The sequence below is a fragment of the Clostridium sp. 1001283B150210_160208_E6 genome, from assembly GCF_015669365.1.
Taxonomy (GTDB): domain Bacteria; phylum Bacillota; class Clostridia; order Clostridiales; family Clostridiaceae; genus Clostridium; species Clostridium paraputrificum.
Genome location: NZ_JADPAA010000002.1, coordinates 196,875 through 217,421 on the forward strand (window position 1 = coordinate 196,875; position 20,547 = coordinate 217,421).

Here is a 20,547-nt window from a genome sequence, read left to right on the forward strand (position 1 = left end):
TTCACGAATATTCGATTCATTTTATTATTTATAATTCATTATTATACAATCCATCTTCCATAAACTCTTTTATAGCACTGTATTCATTAGTATAACTTAAAGCTACCATCAACTTAATTCTAGCTTTTTGCCCTTGCATAGTATCTCCAAATATAGCACCTCTATTTCTTAAATCTTTTCCACCGCCTTCATATCCATAGGAATCAAAGACTCTCCCTTCAAAACACCTTGACACAATTACAACAGGAATATTTCTCTTTATAGCCCTTTCAACTCCAGGAACCATTTGAGGAGGTATATTCCCCCTTCCTAAGGCTTCAATAACTATTCCTATGTAACCTTTTTCTATAGCAAAATCAATGAAAGAATAATCCGAACCAGATACACACTTTATTAGCGCTACATCCCCTTTAATATTATCTATTTTTACATGCTGTCCCTTTTTACACTTTCTATAAAATATTACATTATCATTATCCACTATACCTATAGGACCAAAATTAGGTGTTCTAAAAGCATTAAGAGCCATAGAGTTTGTTTTTGTCACTTCTCTTGCACTATTTAGCTCTCCATTAAAACACACTAACACTCCTCTTCCAATAGCCTTTTCTGATGCAGCCGTACATATTGATGTAGCTAAATTAAATGGGCCATCATACCCTAACTCCGAGCTACTTCTCATGGCTCCTGTTATAACCACAGGCTTACTACTATCTAAAGTTAAATCTAACATATATGCTGTTTCTTCTAATGTATCTGTTCCATGAGTTATTACAACTCCGTCTATATCATCTCTTTCTAATAACTCATTAACAAATCTTGATAATTCAAACATAAGATTAGGTGTCATATGAGGAGATGGTAGACTAGAAAAGTTATAACTTTCTATTTCTGCATAATCTTCTATACCTGTTACCATAGTCATTATTTCTTCACCAGTTAATGAAGGTACTGCTGCCTTAATCCTTTCATCTACTTTCATAGATATTGTTCCACCATTAAAAACCACTGCTATTTTCTTCATGTCAAACCTCCATATTTATCTAAAAAAATAACTTTTGGTAAAATCCAAAAGTCATATAGTTTTTGGCAGGTCGGCGTATCCTGCATCTCTATTTACTAAATTTAGCGTGTGAGGAGCCATTTCTCACCTCAAAATAACTATTCAATTTATATATTATAATTCTTTAAAAATAATCTTTCAAGTATCTAGTTGCTCTATACTGCAACTTAATAATTTTCCACCATATATCTTATTATCTATTTTACTTTTTGTGATTGGGTATAAAGTAGAAACATAAATATACCCCTCATCTTTATCTACTTCCATCCCTAATAACAAAATACTATCTACCTTTTTTGCAAACTCTATTGCTATCCTATTATTTTCTTTTATCTTCGTCCCTATATAATCAGGATCCTTTAAAATACTTTCTATTACATTTATAAGATTATCCTTTACATTTCTACTTAACTGCTTATTGTGGCGTCTTATTATATGCCTAATTACACCTGGTGAGATATATACACATCCGTAACACATAACTCCCAACTTTTCTGCTAAAGAAGTCTCTATTTTCCCTACTTTTTTATAAGCCTTATAATAACTTCTCATACTTTACTCACCACGCCTTTTTGTATTCTATTTACGCTTTATAGTATATTTTATTCTACACAATTCAAATAAGATTACATTTTTTATTTACCTATTGAAAAATAGTGATAAAATATAATTATTATTAAAATAATTAGGAGGGCTATATTTATGGATACAACAAAAGAAATAAATTGGGACGAACTTGGTTTCAATTATATTAAAACAGATTTCCGTTACATATCTGTTTGGAAAGATGGTAACTGGGATGATGGCAAGCTTACAGAAGATAATATGCTTAGAATAAGCGAGGCATCAACAGCTTTACATTATGGTCAACAATGCTTTGAGGGGCTAAAAGCATATAGAACAAAAGACGGTAGCATTCAACTATTTAGAGTAAATAGAAATGCTGCTAGAATGAATGACTCTTGTAGAAAACTTTTAATGCCTGAAATACCTGAAGAAAAATTTATAGATGCATGCATGCAAGTAGTTAAAGCAAATGAAAGATTTGTTCCACCATATGGTTCAGGAGGTACCCTTTACTTAAGACCATTTATGATTGGTGTTGGTGATAATATTGGTGTAAAACCTGCTCCAGAATATATCTTTTCAGTATTTTGCGTTCCTGTAGGAGCTTATTTCAAGGGAGGGCTTGCTCCAGTTAACTTCATGATTTCAGATTTTGATAGAGCTGCTCCATATGGAACTGGTCAACAAAAAGTAGGTGGAAATTACGCTGCATCTATGGAACCACATAAAATTGCAGCTGAAAGAGGCTTTGCAGACTGTATATATCTTGATCCAGCTACTCATACAAAAATCGAAGAAGTTGGAGCTGCTAACTTTTTTGGAATTACCCATGATAATAAATTTATAACTCCAAATTCATCATCAATATTACCAAGTATAACAAAGTATTCACTATTAGAGCTTGCAAAAGATTATCTTCATTTAGAAGTAATTGAAGGTGATGTTTATATTGATGAAATTGATAAATTTAAAGAAGCAGGAGCATGTGGAACTGCTGCTGTTATTACCCCAATTGGAGGAATTGAATATAAAGGTAAACTTCATGTTTTCCATAGTGAAACAGAAGTTGGCCCATTAACAAGAAAATTGTATGATCTTCTTGTTGGAATTCAGTTTGGGGATGTTGAAGGACCCGAAGGATGGGTATTTAAAGTTAAATAAAAGAAAACTCCTGAATTATCAGGAGTTTTTTCTTATAAAATTATGCAGATTAATCCACCATTACCTTCGTTAATAATCTTTTGAAGTGTTTTTTGGATTTTTACCTGTACATCTTCTGGCATCTTATATAACTTATTTTGTAATCCTTCCTTAACCAATACTTCTAAGGACTTACCAAACATATTACTTTGCCATAAACTTGTTGGGTCACTTTCAAACTGATCTAAAATCGCCTTAACTAACTCTTCAGATTCTTTTTCAGAACCCATTATAGGACTTATTTCAGTTTTAATGTCTGCCTTAATAAGATGTAAGGATGGAGCACTAGCTTTAAGTTTAACCCCAAACTTATTACCTTGCTTAACTATTTCTGGTTCTTCGAACTTCATTTCACTTAGTTGAGGTGCTACTAGTCCATAACCAGTTTCTTTTACATCTATTAATGCATCCTTAACTTTGTCATATTCCTTCCTTGCTACATTAAGTTCCTTTACTAAAGATAATAAATCACTCTCTGAAGAAACATCTAAATCACAAATTTCACTAAGTACTTTATAAAAGATACCATCCTTAGGCTTCATAAGAATTCTTCCAGTTCCAACACCTAAATCTATTTCCATTAGTTTAGAGCTACCTAAATTCTCTTCCTCTTTAAAGGAATCCAAAGAAGCCTTAATATCTTTTACCTTTGATATGTTGATACTCATATCCCTAACTATGTTTAAGAAATCTTTCTTTAGCCAATGAGAAGGCTCAAGTCTTTCTAACCACTCTGGCATATCAATATTTATTTCTCTTACTGGGAATTCTGTAAGCACAGACTTAAATATATCCTCTATATCCCCTTCCCCCATATTATAAACATCAAGAATTTGTACAGTTACATTATACTTTTCTTCAAGTTCCTTCCTTAGGGCTCTTGTTTCAGGTGCATTTGGCTTCGTACTATTTAAAACCATTATAAATGGCTTATTTATAGATTGAAGTTCAGATATTACTCTTTCTTCTGCCTCTACATATTCCTCTCTAGTTATTCCTGTTATACTACCATCTGTAGTTACAACTATTCCTATTGTTGAATGATCTGTAATTACCTTTCTTGTTCCTATTTCTGCTGCATCCTCAAAAGGAATTTCATACTCATACCATGGAGTATGAACCATTTTTGCTTCCTCACCATCAAGATAACCTAATGCGCCTTTTACGATATATCCAACACAATCTACCATACGCACTTTAAATACTAACTCATCGTCAAGGCTTATCTCAACAGCTTCGTTAGGAACGAATTTAGGCTCAGTTGTATGAATACTCTTTCCTGATCCACTTTGTGGCAGCTCATCCTTAGCTCTTTCTTTTTTATAGTTATTATCAATCTTTGGTATTACCATAAGGTCCATAAACTTCTTTATAAAAGTTGATTTTCCAGTCCTTACAGGCCCAACAACTCCTACATATATGTCCCCTTGGGTTCTTTCAGCTATATCTTTGTATATATTGAAGCTGTCCAAGTTACGACCTCCTATATTATTTTTTAACAATATATATATATTCTTGATTTATAAAAGATATACTACCTTTTATATTTATCCTCAAATAATATATCTATTTTTCTATATATGATATGTTCCATACCTTAAGTAAATACCATATAAAATCAAACTATTTTTTCCTAATTATAGAATATATGCATATTATGTGTTAAACTATAATTAAGATAACATTTACAGTAATTGATAAAAGAGGGATTAATATGGAGAAGAAGGAAATCATAAAAAGATTAATTAACTTTCTTAAGGGTATAACTAAAAGATGTCTTATAATTGATACTAATAACACCGAAGGTATGTCCAAGCTTACCTTAAATATATTAGTAAAAGAATTTACTAACCCACTTAACATAGCGATTGTTTCTCCTTCAGAAAAATTTTTTAATGAAATATTCCCTACAGCAAAAGATGGAATTAAGCTAAATACAAATTATTCTGTAGGTATTCACAAAATTTCTTTCCATATATTCGAAAAATCTTTTGTGAAAACCCCTCCTAAGGATACGGAAATTCTAATTGTACATCCTATTGACGGAATAAAAGATAAAGATTTACTAAAAGTATTAGAGGGAAGCAAAAAAATGAAAAAAGCTATTCTTTTAGCAGATTCAATCAACGATGTTAGTAAAGTATTCAAAAAATTTAACGTTGACTTCTTTTCATTGAAGCCACCTGAAGATGTAAGCTATTACGATGTTATGAAACAAAAATTATTTGATATCAAATAAAAGACCACGGAGTACCCGTGGTCTTTATACTTTACCATCTTTCATTCTTTTTATCACGTTCCATAAGTTCTTTAACGCCTTCTTCTGCGCTTTTCCCTTGGAATAGAACTTTATATAAAGAATCTGTGATAGGCATTGAAATATTCATTTTCTCTTTTAATTCATAAAAAGCCTTACAAGCTTTAACTCCTTCTACTACCATTCCAACTTCCTTTAAGGCAGAATCTAGAGTTTTACCTTTTCCTATTAAAATACCTGCTCTTCTATTTCTTGAATGCATAGAAGTACAAGTTACTATTAGATCTCCCATTCCAGTTAGTCCATAGAAGGTATCTTCTTTCCCTCCAAGAGCTACACCTATTCTTGAAATCTCCTTCATACCTCTAGTCATTAAAGCAGCTTTTGTATTATCTCCATATCCTATTCCATCAATTACTCCAGCAGCTAGTGCAATTATATTTTTAACAGCACCACCAATTTCTACACCAACAATATCATCATTTGTATATACTCTAAAGTAAGATGTCATAAATAAATCTTGAATTTCCTTTGCACATTCCATATCTTTTGATGTTACAACTAAAGTTGTTGGAATTTTAAGTGCAACTTCTTCCGCATGGCTAGGGCCTGATAGCACAACAACTTTATTAGGTAACTCTTCATTAATAACCTCTGAAAGTCTTATATCAGTTCCTTCTTCAATTCCTTTAGCTATTGAAACTATAGGAACATTAGCATTAAGCTTTCCTTTCAAACTTCTTGCAACAATTCTAATTATATGTGAAGGAACAGCTAATACTAAATAATCAATTCCTTCAATAGCATCATCTAAGTTATTATAGGCAGTTAAATTTAATGGTATATCTAAATCTTTTATATACCTATCATTTTTTCTGTTGATGTTAATATCATCAACAACACTTTGATCCTTATCATATATAGACACTTCATTTCCTTTGTTCGCCAAAAGGATTCCTAAAGCTGTACCAAAGCTTCCTCCTCCTATAAACCCGACTTTACTCATTACTTGTCCTTCCTCTCTCTATATTCTATCTCTATACCTGTTCCCTTAAAATCAAAACTTTCTCTAATTTGGTTCTCTAAATATCTTTCATAAGAGAAATGTCTTGCTTGTAGATCGTTAACAAAGAATACAAACTTAGGTGGCTTTGTAGCTACTTGAGTAGCATAATATATCTTTAATCTCTTTAATGCTACCACAGGTGGCTCTTTCATTAATACAGCCTTACTTATAACATCATTTAAGATACCTGTTGATATTCTCTTGTTATAATTATCATAACACTTTTTAGCTAATTCTAAAACCTTATGTGTTCTTTGACCTGTTAAAGCTGAAATAAATAAGTATTCTGCATAAGATAAGAACTTAAGATTTTGTTGTAAGTCCTTTTTAAACTTATCCATAGTCTTATCATCTTTTTCTACCAAGTCCCACTTATTAACTATAACCATTATAGCTTTTCTCATTTCATGAGCTAACCCTATTATCTTTTCGTCTTGTTCTGTAATTCCTTCTGTTGCATCTATCATAAGTATACATACATCAGCTCTTTCTATGGAAGTAAGAGTTCTTACAGCACTATATCTTTCTATTTCTTCTTTAATCTTACTCTTTCTTCTAAGACCAGCTGTATCTATAAGAATAAACTTTCCTAACTCTGTTTCTAAAGTACTATCTATGGCATCTCTTGTAGTACCTGGAACATTAGATACAATTACTCTATCTTCTCCTAAAAGCTTATTTATTAAAGAAGATTTACCAACGTTAGGCTTACCTATCATTGCTATTCTAATGAATTCATCTTCCTCTTCTTCATCATCAAATTTATCGAAATTTTCTACAACTCTATCAAGCATATCCCCAAGACCTAATCCTTGAGATGCTGATATTGTTATAGGGTCTCCTATTCCTAAATTATAAAATTCCCAAGCATTTTCTTCTTCTTTTAAAGAATCTACTTTATTTACTACTAAAACAACAGGCTTTTTACTCTTTCTAAGCATATTTGCAACTTCTTCATCAGCTGCAGTTATACCTTCTTTACCATCAACGATAAATACTATAACATCTGCTGTTTCTATGGCTATATTCGCCTGTCTTCTCATCTGTTTTACAATGATATCATCTCTTTCAGGTTCAATCCCTCCAGTATCAATCATAGTAAAGTTATAGCTTAGCCATTCAGCCTCTGCATATACTCTATCTCTTGTTACACCTGGTGTATCTTGTACTATTGATATTCTCTTTCCTGCTAATTTATTAAATAATGTAGACTTACCTACATTTGGTCTTCCTACTATAGCAACTATCGGTTTACCCATTATATCTCCTCCTGGTTATATTCATTTATTAATGATATAAGATCTTCTCCTGTATAATCACAAACAATAACTTTAACATCTAAAGCCTTCTCTATATCATTTATAGTTAAATCATCTAGCATAATACTATCTTGAGGTGCAAGTTCATATCCACGTCTGAACATATTATCTGCCATAAATAGATAAGGTGTTCTTATCTTTCCTTTTAATTGCCCAATAATATCTCCTCCTGTTAATAATCCATTAACAGTAATAGTATTTCCAAAGAAATTATTTATTATCTTAAATACATCTATGTGTATTTTAGGATTCTTCTTCACTATTTTTTCAGCTGCACTTTTCACTTCATCATAAGCTAAAGTACCAGTTATCATTGTATAACTTCCCTTTTTATTTAGATCTAATATATCTAAATCACTTTCTATCGCATCTCTAAAGCACCTAGTAACTCCAACACCATCTTCTATTTGGGTAAAACCATTATAAAATTCTGCATCTGGAATTTCTTCTCCTGCAACAATATAAAATTCATCTGAAAGTCTTACAAAAGGCTCTCCAACTTCATTATAAAATTTATTTTGAAGCTCTTTAACCATATCTATTGTATATTTTGAACCTTCTTTAGTAAAAGTATTTACTTTTTCAAGGCCTTCTCTAAATTTTGTAATACCTATAGGAACAACAGCTACATTATTAACCTGAGGATATAATTTATATAAATCCTCAATAGTTCTTTTAAGCTCTTCTCCATCATTAACATCTGGAATACACACTATTTGTGCATGCATTTGTATTCCTTCATCTGATAGCCTTTGCATTCTTTCCAAAACATTTCCTGCAAATCTATTTTTCAGCATCCTTACTCTTAATTCTGGATTAGTTGTATGTACAGAAATATTAATAGGACTTATTCTATATCTAATAATTCTATCAATATCTTCTTCTTTCATATTTGTCAAGGTTACAAAATTTCCTTGTAGGAAAGATAGTCTTGAATCATCATCTTTAAAGTATAGAGTATCCCTCATTCCTTTTGGCAACTGGTCAATAAAGCAGAACATACATTTATTACTACAGCTCTTAGCTTTATCCATTATTCCGCCGCCAAATTCAATTCCAAGTTCTTCTCCATAATCTTTTTCTATCTCTATATCCCAAACTTCACCATTAGGCTTTTCTATTTGTAATACTATCTCTTCATCAGCTGAAAGAAATCTGTAATCTATTATATCATCAATAATATTATCATTTATAGAAATTAACACATCATTAACTTCTATTCCAACTTCTTCTGCGATACTATCAGGAAGTACTTCTTTTATAACATTTTTCATTTTTTCACTCCCTTTTTGTATAAGTTTCTACCTATGCTATATTACCTTATTAATAAATTCAAGTCAATTATATTGCCAACTTAATCCTTTTTTTAATTTTAACCAAAATTAATAAATACATTCTTAAATAGCTCTTATGATTTTGTGGTAAAAAACTATCTTTAATATAAAAGGTGAATTACCCTATAGTAACCCACCTTTTTACTTATTGTTTAAAATGATTTAGTTTTTCCACTAAGTTTTCATTTAATTTAACTATTTTTTCAGATAATTCATTTACTGAATTATTTATTGATAACTGTTCTTCTGTATAAGCAGTTACCTCTTCTGTTGATGCAGAAGTTTCTTCTATTCCAGCAGCTAAGTTTTGCATTGAATTAGATATATTTTCTTTCTTTTCAATCATGGTTTCATTACCTTCGCTAGCAACCTTTATAGAATAATTTAAATTATTTACTCCATCAAATATGTTAACAAATGATGTTTCTGTTTCTTTTACATTATCATTTTGAGCATTTATAGCTCCATTTACAACTTTAATTCTTTCAACAGCATCTATAATTTTATGTTGCATAGCTAAAATAATATTTTGAATATTAGATGTTGCTTCTTGAGATTGTTCTGCAAGCTTTCTTATTTCTTCAGCTACAACTGCAAAACCCTTTCCATTTTCACCAACTCTTGCTGCTTCTATAGCTGCATTTAAAGCAAGTAAGTTAGTTTGTTCTGAAATACTATTAATGAAAATTATAATGTTTTCTATTTCTTTAGAACTTTCTTTTACATTATTAACACTATTATTTATTTCTTTTGTAGCTTCTATTGTATTTTTTGACCCTTCAACTAAGTTATTTACTGTCAATAAACCACGTTTAGATAAATCTTCTAGTTTGCTACACGCACTCTCCATTTCATTTAAAGAGTTTGACACACTTTCTATTATATTAGATAAATCTTCTGACTCTTGAGCTACTGACTCAGTATCCTTAGCTTGCTCATTTGATACATCAGCAATCTGATACATTGTAGATGCTATTTGATTAGAAGAATTCTTTAATTCATCTAAAGCAGAATTTAATTCTTCATTTCTTTCCATTAATGAAGATAAGGTAGCCTTAGTATCGCTTATTGCTACAGAAAAATCCTCTAACATTAAGTTATAAGACTGTGCTATAGAGGTAACCTCATCATCTTCATTATCAATTTCAACCTTACTACTTAAATCTCCCTCTCCTGCTTTCTCCATAGCTTTTGCAACTCTATTTAATCTTTTAACTATTTTATTAATTATTGTAGTTACTATAAATACAGTTGCAATAATCATAATTATCATGTCAATGACAACATTTATTATTACACCATTACTTACATCCACATTCTCATTTTCATTTATAAAACTTATCATCTTCCAACCAGTTCTTGATACATCTGTAGAAAGATATTTATATGCATCTCCATTTAAATCTATCTCTCCATCACCATTACCTTCTTTTGAGACAATATCTAAAATATTTTTATCTTCTACCTTTGTATGAACTTTTGACATATCACTTCTATCAGATAATATAGTACCTTCTTTATTTATTAAAACTGAATACCCTGTTTGACTAAAACTTTTTTCCGAAAAATTAATTGATATATCATTAAAGTTTATATTCATTCCTATAACACCTATAGGAGTATCTCCATTTTTTACACTTCTATATATAGTAAGTGCTATATTACCTGAGAGCTTGTCTTCATACGGCCCAACCCATACAATATCTTCTTTTATAGCTTTTTCATAATAATCATTAGGGATAACATTATCCATACCCTTACTCTTATAATCTATAGAAGGAGTAATTAAATTAACATTACCACTTCTAAATACTGTGCTCATAATAACATCTGTTGCACCTTTAAGACCTGATAAAATTCTCTCAGAATTAGTGAAATTCCCATTAGCTAAATCAGCTTGGAATATTCCTGTTTTCCCCATTGTGTCCACTCTATATTCTAATCCCCAAAAATAATCTTCTAGGGACTGAACAGCTGAATTATAACCATTCTTTAAATCTGTTGATAATACTTGATTACTAAACCTATTAATACTCCTTATACAGACAAAACTTAATAATACCTGTCCTAAGATAATAACTGGTAAAAGAATTAGTAAAACTTTTACTTTTAACGATTTTTTCTTTTTAATTATACTATTCATTTGTACCTTCCTTTCTTCTGTGCTCCTTACCTCTTATTGTTTTACCTTACTTTATAATTTCGCCCGAAACACTATATTTCTTTAACAAAAAAAGACAAATTCTCAAAGAATTTGTCTTATTCATTCAAATCTACATATGTTCCTTTTTTTGAAAAAATCGTCCATTCACAAATATTAGTTACATGATCCGCTATTCTTTCTAGGTATTTTGTAACAAATAGCAATTGAGCACTCTTATTTCCTTTGCTATCATCTAATTTTACACCCTTTAGCAACTCTCCAAATATACTACCATACAGTTCATCTATTTCATCATCCATGGCACAAATTTCATAAGCTTTATCTACATCACCCTCAATATAAGTTTCTATAGATAATCCTATCATATTTCTTACTTTCTCTTCCATATCCCACAACGGAAGAGCCTCATCTCTCGTTTCTCCACCATTTCCATTTACTTTTTTAACAATCTTACATATATCAACTGCATGATCAGCCATTCTTTCAAGGTCTGTTACTATTTTAGATGCTGTAAATACATTTCTTAAATCTTTAGCTAATGGTTGTTCAGTAGCTATAAATTTTATGCATTCTTCTTCTATTGACTTCTGTAACTCATCTACCTTATCATCATCTTTTATTATTTCTTCAGCTGACTTAACATCAGCATTTCTTAAGGCTAACATACTTAAATAAATTTGTTTTTCCACCAAACTTGACATGAGTATTAATTGCCTATTTATTTCATTAATCCTTGCTTTTTGTGAAGTTCTAGTCATAATGCACCTCCTATTTTAACCGAATCTACCTGTTATATAATCCTCTGTTCTCTTATCCTTTGGTTTATAGAAAATATCCTCTGTTTTACCAAACTCAATTACTTCACCATTTAAGAAGAATGCTGTTTTGTCTGCAATTCTTCCTGCTTGTTGCATATTATGAGTAACAATAATAACAGTATATTTTTTCTTTAGTTCATCCATTAATTCCTCTACTTTGCTAGTAGAAATAGGATCTAAAGCTGACGTAGGTTCATCCATCAATATAACTTCAGGAGATACAGCAAGAGTTCTTGCTATACATAATCTTTGCTGTTGTCCACCAGATAATCCTAAAGCACTCTTTTTTAATCTGTCTTTTGTTTCATCCCAAAGAGCTGCACCCCTTAAACTTCTCTCAACTATTTCATCTAATGTCTTTTTATCCTTTATACCGTGTATTTTAGGACCATATGCAATATTATCATAAATTGACATTGGAAAAGGATTAGCCTTTTGAAATACCATTCCTACCCTTTTTCTTAATGCAATTTCATCGTAATCATCATATATATTTTTACCCTCAAATAAAACTTCTCCAGTTACTTTAACTCCTTCAATCAAGTCATTCATTCTATTTAATGTACGTAGAAATGTTGACTTTCCACATCCTGAAGGCCCAATTAAGGCTGTAACCTCATTTTGATTTATATTCATATTTATATTTTTTAAAGCTTTATTAGTTCCATAATATAAATCTAAGTTTTTAGTTTCTATAATCGACATAATTTCCTCCTACTTTCCACCATAAGCCTTTAGTAATCTGTTTCCTATAACTCTTGCTAGTATATTAAATAACAATACTGCTATTATTAATACAGCTGCTGTTCCATTAGCGATTGCTGCTGCATCTGGAACTATAGCTTCAGAATTTAACTTCCATATATGAACTGCTAGGGTTTCAGCTGGCCTAAATAATGAGAATGCTGACTTCCCAGTTAAGCTAATTGTATTGAAGTTTAATTTCCCTGAACTTAATCCTGCTGTATAAAGGAAGGCTGCTGCTTCACCAAATATTCTACCTGCTGATAAAATAATACCTGTTAATATTTCTCCCATAGCTATTGGAAGTGTTAGCTTAACAATAGTTTGCCACTTACTAGCTCCTAAACCTAATGAAGCTTCCTTAACTCCCTTACTAGCTGTTTTTATAGCATTTTCTGAAATTCTTGTCATAGAAGGAATATTTAAAATACTTACTGATAAAGCACCAGCAATTATAGAATATCCCCATCCTGCAAAATTAACAAAAACTAATAATCCAAACATACCTATTACTATTGATGGTAATGAAGACATAGTTTCAAGTGATAATCTTACAAATCTTACCAAAGGTCCTTCCTTAGCATATTCAGCTAAGTATATTCCAGCTCCTATTCCTATTGGAACAGTTATTATTAATGATATTAAAAGCATATAGAATGAATTAAATAACTGAGCGCCTATTCCTCCTCCAGGAGATGTTGTCTTAGATGCGCCAAACAAGAAACTAGGCTTTAACATTCCTAACCCTTGATATAAAATATATGCTATGAATGATCCTAAAAGAAATACAACAAAAAAGCTAACTATATATATAATTACGGTAGAAATCTTATCTACTTTCTTTGCATCCACTATCCTTCACTCCTCTTTTCAATCTTTCTAATTGCAAGTATAAATAAGAAAGATATAACAAGTAATATTAATGCTAGGCTCCACAATGCGTCATTCCAAGCTGTACCACCTACTGTATTTGCCATATCCATTGTCAAAATACTTGTAAGCGTAGATGATGAAGATAATAGTCCATTAGGAATCTTTACTGCGTTACCTATTACCATTTGTACTGCTAATGCCTCACCAAAAGCTCTTGCTATTCCTAAAACTACTCCTGTTAAAATACCGCTTTTAGCTCCTGGAATAATAACATTTTTTATAGTTTGCCATCTTGTTGCCCCTAATCCATAAGAAGCTTCAATATGCTCTCTTGGTATGCTCTTAATAGCATCAATAGATAATGTTGCTATAGTTGGTAGTATCATTAAGGATAATACTAATATACCTGCAAGCAATGAAAATCCCATTCCACCTACATGATTCTTTATAAAAGGTACTAATACAGATATACCTACCCACCCATAAACAACAGATGGTATACCAACCAATATTTCTAATGATGGCTTTATAAGTTTATTACCTAACCCTTTAGAAATTACATTAACAAAAACTGCTAATGTAATAGCAATAGGTGCACTAATTACTACTGCACCCATTGATACAAAGGTTGATCCTAATATGAAAGCCAAAGCTCCAAAAGAGGCTGGTGTTTCACTTGGGTTCCAATTATTTGTAAACAGAAATTCTATTATTCCGTAGTTTCCTTTAGTAAATGTTTGAATTCCTTTTTGACCAATGAATATTATTATTGATAATGTAACTGCTATTATTAACATTCCACATAATGTTGCAAATGTTTTTCCTATATATTCATTAAATAGCCTCTCTTTAAAGCTTCGTTTTTCCATACCTATCATTCCTTAACTATTATTCTACTTTCATTTCACTTCCTGAAATAAATCCTGTATCTTCTACTACCTTTTTATTATCTTCACTCATAATGTAATCAATAAACTTCTTAGCTTCTGCTGTTGGTTCTCCCTTAGTGTACATATGCCCCCAAGACCAGAATGGATATTTTCCAGTAGTTATATTTTCCTTGCTAGCTTCAACACCATCTATAGCTACTTTAACCATTGACTTAGCTTCATCTGAACTTAAGTAAGAAAGTGCTAAATAACTAACTGCTCCATCATTTTGAGCCATTGCCTTTGCTACTGCTCCACTTGAATCTTGAACTGATCCTAATGAATCATTTTCTAAGTTCTTGTCTCCACCTAAAACAGTTTTAACAAATGTTGCTCTAGTACCTGAAGATGATGGTCTGTGAATTAAGAATATTTCTTTATCTGCTCCTCCAACTTCCTTCCAGTTCTTAACTTTTCCTGAGAAAACATCTTGAATTTGTTGTTTTGTTAACTCTTTAACTCCAGCAGCTTCATTAACTACAATTGCAAATCCTTGAGCTACCACTTTATGATCAACTAACTCTTTTGCTTTATCTTCTTCTAATTTTTCATTTGCAAAAATATCTGAATTACCAATATTTACGCTTCCATCTAATACTTGTGTTAAACCGGCACCAGAGCCACCAGCTTGTGCATTAATTTCATAACCTGGATTCTTTTCTATAAAGCCGTCAATAGATGCTTCAACTAATGGTAGTAACGCTGATGAACCGCTTAGTGTTACTGTTCCACCTTCTTCTCCTTCACTAGAGCCGCAACCTACGAAAGCGCCTCCAATCATTGTTATAAGTAATGCCCCAACTATTAATTTCAAACTTTTCTTTTTCATTTTTATCTCCTCCAAAATTTTTAATGAAGATTTTCTTTACACTTTATATTTTAGTTTCTTTAAGTTAAGGCTTTATTATACAAATGTTAAGTATCTTTATAGCTATGTTAAATAGATTTTACATATGGCAAAGTAATTATCCCTAAAAATATACAAAAAGAGCTGAGCACTAAATAATTAGTGCTCAGCTCTTTTTATATATGTTTTATTTGTATTATAAATTTACTTCCTACACCCAATACACTTTCAACCTTAATATTTCCATTAAAAGTTTTAACAATATGTTTTACTATTGCTAAACCTAAACCAGTACCTCCACTTTTTCTTGCTTTATCAACTCTATAAAACCTTTCAAATATTCTTGGTATATCTTCTTTGGGAATACCTATACCATTATCTTCTACAATTAAATTATAATTATCTCCCTTAGTAAAACTTGAGATCTTAACTGTTGAACCTTCATTAGAATATTTAATACTATTTTCAACTATGTTAAGTACTAGTTGTAGAAACCTATCCTTATCTCCAAAAAGCAGGTCGTAATTTCTTTCGTCTAGTTCTATCGTAATATTTTTATTATCTGCTAAAACTTTTACCATATTTATAACATCATCTACTACTTTATTAGGTAAAAATTCATCTTCTTCACCTGAAATATCACTTTCAATCTTAGATAATATTAAAATGTCATTTATTAATCTTCCAAGCCTATCAGCTTCTTTTTCAATAATATCTAAAAACTTCTTACGTGTTTCTTCATCCTCAACATATTTTAATGTTTCTGTAAATCCTTTAATTGAAGTTAACGGTGTTTTAAGCTCATGAGACACATTGGCAACGAATTGACTTCTCATATTTTCTAGACGTTTTATATCTGATATATCTTGAACTGCAATTACCTTACCAATTCTATCAATACCATCTATTATTGAAGCTTTTTTTATTCTAAGCTCCCTCTCAACTGGATGAAGTATTTTTACCTCTTTCTCACTATCATCTTCTTCATTCAAAAAGGTATTTATATCGTAATCTTTAATATATTTTGATATCTTTTCCCCACTTATATCTCTTCTTATGCCAAATACTCTTTTAGCATATGGGTTAATAGTAATCACTGTATCATCTCCATCAACAGCAATTACCCCACTTTCCATACTTCTTAAAATTGATTCTAATCTATTTTGTTTATCAACTACTTCTCTAATTTTTGCTTGTAATTGATCCGCCATATTATTAAATGTCTTACCTAAAGAACCTATCTCATCATTTGAAAGAGATTTCACCCTAATATTAAGATCACCACCAGCTATACGTGCTGTTACATTCTCTAAGTTTTTTAAAGGCTCAATAATAGTTCGTACAAGCTTCATTGATAATGAAACAGAAAATAGCATTACTATAGTTACAATACCAATATATACTTTAAGGTTAGTTGGTTCAAAAATATCTATTGTTTCAAAAGGTAAGGACGCTCGAAGAATTGTACCATCCTCTAACTTTTCTGCGTAATATACAGTTTTTTTACCTGTTGTCTCACTTATCCTAGTAGAATATCCTTCCCCATACTTGTTAGCTTTTATTACTTCATCCCTATCTCTATGACTATTTAAGTCTTTGTCTACACTATCATACACAACATTTCCATTCTTATCTATCACTGTGCATCTAACAGGTGTATTATTTATTCTATATCCCGATATAAGATCTTCATAATCACCATTTACATTAACAATATAATTAGCAAAATCCTTTAAACTTTTTTTAGTACTGTTTAGATCCTGATAATTGTATAAGACAACAAATGATGAACATGCTATAATAAGTGCAAATAAAACAGTTATAATTACAGATGTTAATATCTTTTTTCTCATATTACTCAACAGGATTAAATCTATATCCCACTCCTCTTATAGTTTCTATAAACTTAGGATTTTTATCATCATCTTCAATCTTTTTCCTTAGATATCTTATATGTACATCTACAGTTCTAGTTTCTCCAATATATTCATATCCCCATACCTTATCAAGTAGAGTCTCTCTTCTAAGAATTTTTCCCTTATTCTTAATTAAAATCTCTAACAATTCAAATTCCTTTAGGGTTAATTCGACTTTCTCATTATTAATTAATACTTCATGTCTCTCAAAATCTACTTTTAATCTTCCAAGTTCATAGATTTCTTCAGATATCTCATCTGAATTAGACCTTCTTAATACAGCTTTAACCCTTGCTAATAACTCCCTTATTGAAAATGGTTTTGTAATATAGTCATCTGCTCCAAGTTCTAAACCTAATATCTTATCAAGTTCTTCACTCTTTGCAGTCAACATTATTATTGAGGTTTTTGATGTTTCTTTATCTCTTTTAATTTCTTTGCATACATCTAGCCCGTCCATCCCAGGCAACATAAGATCTAATAAAAGTAAATCTGGTTTATTTTCTTTTACCTTCTTTAATGCATCTAATCCATTATTGGCTGTAATAACTTTATAACCTGCATTTACTAAATTAAACTGTAATAACTCTACAATATGCTCCTCATCATCTACAATCAGAACTTTTTCATCAGCCATTTTTATATCCCCCTTATTTTAAAATAACAAACGAAAATAATCTTCCATAATCTCCATTTGATTTTCTATACGAATGTAGCTTTATATCTTCATTGCAATAAGTACATAAATTTAATGTATATATATTTTCCTCTAAAACACCAATTTCTCTTATATCTTTTAATATACATTCCTCTAGAGATAATCTTCTTCCATCAAATAAAACCTCTTCTGGTATCCTTGTCTCTTCTAAAAAAGTTTCTTTTAATTCTTGAGATACCTCATAACAACATTTTCTTATGTGAGGTCCAATATATACCTTCACATCTTTATATTCAGTGTTATACTCTCTATTCATTGCTTCAATAGTTTTCTTAGTAATTGAACTTATTGTTCCTCTCCAGCCACTATGTATAGCTGCCACAACACCCTTAGCATCATCTACTATAATAACTGGTACACAATCTGCAGTAAAAACACCTATAGCTGTATTAGTTTTAGATGTTATTATTGCATCTCCTTCTTTTTCAATAAAATTTTTAATATCGTCATTTGATAAAACATGTATAGTAGATGAATGTACTTGTCTAATATACGCAACTTCCTCTACTTGAAATTCTTCTATAATGGCATTTAAAGTTTTTACTCCATCTTCAGTATGCCTATTAAAATTTTTTCCTGTTTCTGCAGTTGAAAAAACTATCTTTGCCTTATCACTCTCAAATTCAATATATCCTTCTTTATTTACTGTAATATCTAAATACTCCATACTTCCTCCAAACTTATATATATTTTAACATCCTAGCTATATTTTATCTATTTTAGTTAAATAATTTAACCTATCTTTAACGAAATTCATTAGAAACTAAAAAGAATTGAAAGTCCCCTTCCAATTCTATACATATATACAAAACTTACTTAGTCATAAGATTTTTTATTTCTTCTAAAAATGTGTTTATATCTTTAAATTGTCTATAAACAGATGCAAATCGTACATAAGAAACTTCATCAATATCTTTAAGTCTATCCATAATCATTTCTCCAATATACTCACTAGCTACTTCAGTTAACATTCTATTAGAGATATTCTTTTCAATATCATCTGCTATATCTTCAATTTGCTTTCTTGAAACTGGTCTCTTTTGACAAGCAGTTATTAATCCATTTATAATTTTTTCTTTATTAAAATTCTCTCTAGTAGAATCTTTTTTTATAACTAAAATAGGAATGTCCTCAATCTTTTCATAAGTTGTGTATCTTTTATTACATTTTAAACATTCTCTACGTCTTCTTATAGCCGTATGATCCTCAGTAGATCTAGAATCAACCACCTTGCTTTCTTCATATGCACAAAAAGGACATTTCATATTTATTCACCTTCCAGCTAATCTTTACTTTACCTTAAGGTAATTATACATATTTTTATATACTTTTGCTAGTATTAATCAAAAATATTCTCCTTATTGCTAGAGTCAATATTAACTAATATAACGTCTATTCCAACCTTAACTATATCACTCCAAAGAACTTCTACATCTTCAGTCTTTGAAAACCATCCTTTAGCCTCTCCTGGAAGTAAAATTGATAATATTTTATGTTCATCACTGTCTATCTTTATGTCTTTAATAAATCCAACCCTACTACCTGTATTTATATCAATTACCTCCATAGACCTCATAGCATTTATAGAATGTAAATTTTCCTCCATAAATATCACTCCCTCCATTACATAATTATATGTGCTAAATGTTTTAATATAACAAAATCTCATCCAATTTAGAATAAAAAAGATGGGGTGTATATTTATTTTGTTTGTTCCGTCGCTGCGCTCCAAGTCACATCAAAACAAATATCCACCTCACTGGTACTAAAGGTAAGGAAATTATAAAATTATTATCCTTCATTTTATATTTTTTAATATGAAATTGTAATAATACCTTTGATTTATAGCTAATTAAAATTTTATACTTTCCTAGACATTAAAAAATAAGATGCAAACTTAAATTTGCATCTTATTAATTCATACATGTTTTCTCATGTGTTTTAAAGCTGTTTTTTCTAAACGAGATACTTGTGCTTGTGATATTCCAATTTCATCTGCAACTTCCATCTGAGTTCTTCCATTAAAAAACCTTAGGTTTAATATTAATTTTTCTCTATCACTTAACTTTTTCATAGCCTCTTTAATCGATATATTCTCCAGCCAATTCTCATCAGTATTTTTATTATCACTTACTTGATCCATTACATATATTGCATCTCCACCATCATGGTATATAGGCTCATATAACGAAACTGGATCTTGTATTGCATCTAAGGCAAATACCACTTCTTCTCTTGGTATATTTAATTCCTTAGATATTTGAGAAATTGTCGGTTCCTTATTATTTTCTTTTATTAGTTTATCCCTAACAACTAAAGCCTTATAAGCTATATCTCTTAAAGACCTACTAACTCTTATAGGATTATTATCTCTAAGATATCTTCTAATTTCACCTATTATCATAGGTACTGCATATGTAGAAAACTTTACATTTTGGCTCAAATCAAAGTTATCTATTGCTTTCATTAACCCTATACATCCTACTTGAAATAAATCATCTACATTTTCTCCTCTATTATTAAACCTTTGTATAACACTTAAAACTAATCTTAAATTTCCTTTTATAAAAGATTCCCTAGCAGAATTATCTCCTTGTTGCATCTTTAAAAGTAGTTCTCTCTTTTCCTTTTCTTTAAGTACTGGAAGTTTTGAAGTATTTACGCCGCATATTTCCACCTTGTTTATTATCAATGTCATCAATCCCTTCAGAGGTAATAACGTTCTGCATTAA

At 30.4% G+C, this 20,547-nt stretch carries 20 protein-coding genes; 2 read left to right on the forward strand and 18 right to left on the reverse strand.

The genetic code is table 11. The features are described 5' to 3' along the window. Positions 1 to 28: 28 nt before the first annotated feature. Both I4V16_RS03670 and I4V16_RS03675 read right to left on the reverse strand, forming a co-directional pair. A complete protein-coding gene (locus I4V16_RS03670) occupies positions 29 to 1,024 on the reverse strand; it encodes an asparaginase (RefSeq protein WP_049176842.1) in 996 nt (331 codons plus the stop codon). 177 nt (positions 1,025 to 1,201) lie between these two features. Continuing rightward, positions 1,202 to 1,615 (reverse strand): PBECR2 nuclease fold domain-containing protein, encoded by a 414-nt coding sequence (locus I4V16_RS03675; RefSeq protein ID WP_049176841.1) that lies wholly within the window; start codon positions 1,613 to 1,615, stop codon positions 1,202 to 1,204. 150 nt (positions 1,616 to 1,765) lie between these two features. Between I4V16_RS03675 and I4V16_RS03680 the strand changes: the two genes are divergently transcribed. After that, complete coding sequence (locus I4V16_RS03680; RefSeq protein ID WP_195572635.1) at positions 1,766 to 2,791, forward strand: branched-chain amino acid aminotransferase; 1,026 nt, start codon at positions 1,766 to 1,768, stop codon at positions 2,789 to 2,791. A 32-nt stretch (positions 2,792 to 2,823) separates the two neighbouring features. On the opposite strand, the gene spoIVA is transcribed toward I4V16_RS03680, so the two are convergent. Continuing rightward, a complete protein-coding gene (gene spoIVA, locus I4V16_RS03685) occupies positions 2,824 to 4,302 on the reverse strand; it encodes a stage IV sporulation protein A (RefSeq protein WP_195966523.1) in 1,479 nt (492 codons plus the stop codon). A 242-nt stretch (positions 4,303 to 4,544) separates the two neighbouring features. Between spoIVA and I4V16_RS03690 the strand changes: the two genes are divergently transcribed. Then, positions 4,545 to 5,069, forward strand: a complete 525-nt coding sequence (locus I4V16_RS03690; RefSeq protein WP_195572637.1) for a hypothetical protein — start codon at positions 4,545 to 4,547, stop codon at positions 5,067 to 5,069. 31 nt (positions 5,070 to 5,100) lie between these two features. Here I4V16_RS03690 and I4V16_RS03695 read toward each other — a convergent pair whose 3' ends face one another. From I4V16_RS03695 to sigG, 15 genes are all read right to left on the reverse strand, one after another. Then, positions 5,101 to 6,093 (reverse strand): NAD(P)H-dependent glycerol-3-phosphate dehydrogenase, encoded by a 993-nt coding sequence (locus I4V16_RS03695; protein ID WP_195572639.1) that lies wholly within the window; start codon positions 6,091 to 6,093, stop codon positions 5,101 to 5,103. Continuing rightward, the gene (gene der / locus I4V16_RS03700; RefSeq protein WP_027097473.1) at positions 6,093 to 7,412 is read right to left on the reverse strand and encodes a ribosome biogenesis GTPase Der; all 1,320 of its coding nucleotides are present in this window, start codon (positions 7,410 to 7,412) and stop codon (positions 6,093 to 6,095) included. The genes I4V16_RS03695 and der overlap by 1 nt, the downstream gene beginning before the upstream one ends. Further along, the gene (locus tag I4V16_RS03705; protein WP_195631510.1) at positions 7,412 to 8,746 is read right to left on the reverse strand and encodes a DUF512 domain-containing protein; all 1,335 of its coding nucleotides are present in this window, start codon (positions 8,744 to 8,746) and stop codon (positions 7,412 to 7,414) included. Before I4V16_RS03705 ends, der begins: the two co-directional genes overlap by 1 nt. A 205-nt stretch (positions 8,747 to 8,951) precedes the next feature. Then, positions 8,952 to 10,949, reverse strand: coding sequence for a methyl-accepting chemotaxis protein (locus tag I4V16_RS03710; protein WP_195631511.1), 1,998 nt, complete (start codon positions 10,947 to 10,949; stop codon positions 8,952 to 8,954). 116 nt (positions 10,950 to 11,065) lie between these two features. Beyond that, positions 11,066 to 11,728 (reverse strand): phosphate signaling complex protein PhoU, encoded by a 663-nt coding sequence (gene phoU / locus I4V16_RS03715; RefSeq protein ID WP_111937871.1) that lies wholly within the window; start codon positions 11,726 to 11,728, stop codon positions 11,066 to 11,068. Between the two features lie 15 nt (positions 11,729 to 11,743). Beyond that, positions 11,744 to 12,493: a phosphate ABC transporter ATP-binding protein PstB gene (gene pstB, locus I4V16_RS03720; protein WP_027097469.1), complete on the reverse strand. Its 750-nt coding sequence runs from the start codon at positions 12,491 to 12,493 to the stop codon at positions 11,744 to 11,746. A gap of 9 nt (positions 12,494 to 12,502) precedes the next feature. Continuing rightward, complete coding sequence (gene pstA, locus I4V16_RS03725; protein ID WP_111937872.1) at positions 12,503 to 13,384, reverse strand: phosphate ABC transporter permease PstA; 882 nt, start codon at positions 13,382 to 13,384, stop codon at positions 12,503 to 12,505. Next, entirely contained in the window at positions 13,384 to 14,274 is an 891-nt protein-coding gene (gene pstC, locus I4V16_RS03730) for a phosphate ABC transporter permease subunit PstC (protein ID WP_111937873.1), read from the reverse strand. The genes pstA and pstC overlap by 1 nt, the downstream gene beginning before the upstream one ends. A 19-nt stretch (positions 14,275 to 14,293) precedes the next feature. Continuing rightward, complete coding sequence (locus I4V16_RS03735; protein WP_111937874.1) at positions 14,294 to 15,163, reverse strand: phosphate ABC transporter substrate-binding protein; 870 nt, start codon at positions 15,161 to 15,163, stop codon at positions 14,294 to 14,296. Positions 15,164 to 15,357: 194 nt separating this feature from the next. Continuing rightward, the gene (locus I4V16_RS03740; protein WP_111937875.1) at positions 15,358 to 17,034 is read right to left on the reverse strand and encodes a HAMP domain-containing sensor histidine kinase; all 1,677 of its coding nucleotides are present in this window, start codon (positions 17,032 to 17,034) and stop codon (positions 15,358 to 15,360) included. 1 nt (position 17,035) lies between these two features. Then, the gene (locus tag I4V16_RS03745) at positions 17,036 to 17,734 is read right to left on the reverse strand and encodes a response regulator transcription factor (protein ID WP_049176821.1); all 699 of its coding nucleotides are present in this window, start codon (positions 17,732 to 17,734) and stop codon (positions 17,036 to 17,038) included. Positions 17,735 to 17,747: 13 nt separating this feature from the next. Continuing rightward, positions 17,748 to 18,482 carry a peptidoglycan editing factor PgeF gene (pgeF, locus tag I4V16_RS03750; RefSeq protein ID WP_195572642.1) on the reverse strand — a complete coding sequence of 245 codons (735 nt, stop codon included), beginning with the start codon at positions 18,480 to 18,482 and terminating at the stop codon, positions 17,748 to 17,750. 145 nt (positions 18,483 to 18,627) lie between these two features. Beyond that, positions 18,628 to 19,080: a transcriptional regulator NrdR gene (gene nrdR / locus I4V16_RS03755; protein ID WP_027097462.1), complete on the reverse strand. Its 453-nt coding sequence runs from the start codon at positions 19,078 to 19,080 to the stop codon at positions 18,628 to 18,630. A 74-nt stretch (positions 19,081 to 19,154) separates the two neighbouring features. Then, positions 19,155 to 19,421: a YlmC/YmxH family sporulation protein gene (locus I4V16_RS03760; RefSeq protein WP_049176818.1), complete on the reverse strand. Its 267-nt coding sequence runs from the start codon at positions 19,419 to 19,421 to the stop codon at positions 19,155 to 19,157. 312 nt (positions 19,422 to 19,733) lie between these two features. Further along, positions 19,734 to 20,507 carry an RNA polymerase sporulation sigma factor SigG gene (gene sigG, locus I4V16_RS03765; protein WP_049179053.1) on the reverse strand — a complete coding sequence of 258 codons (774 nt, stop codon included), beginning with the start codon at positions 20,505 to 20,507 and terminating at the stop codon, positions 19,734 to 19,736. Positions 20,508 to 20,547: the final 40 nt, after the last annotated feature.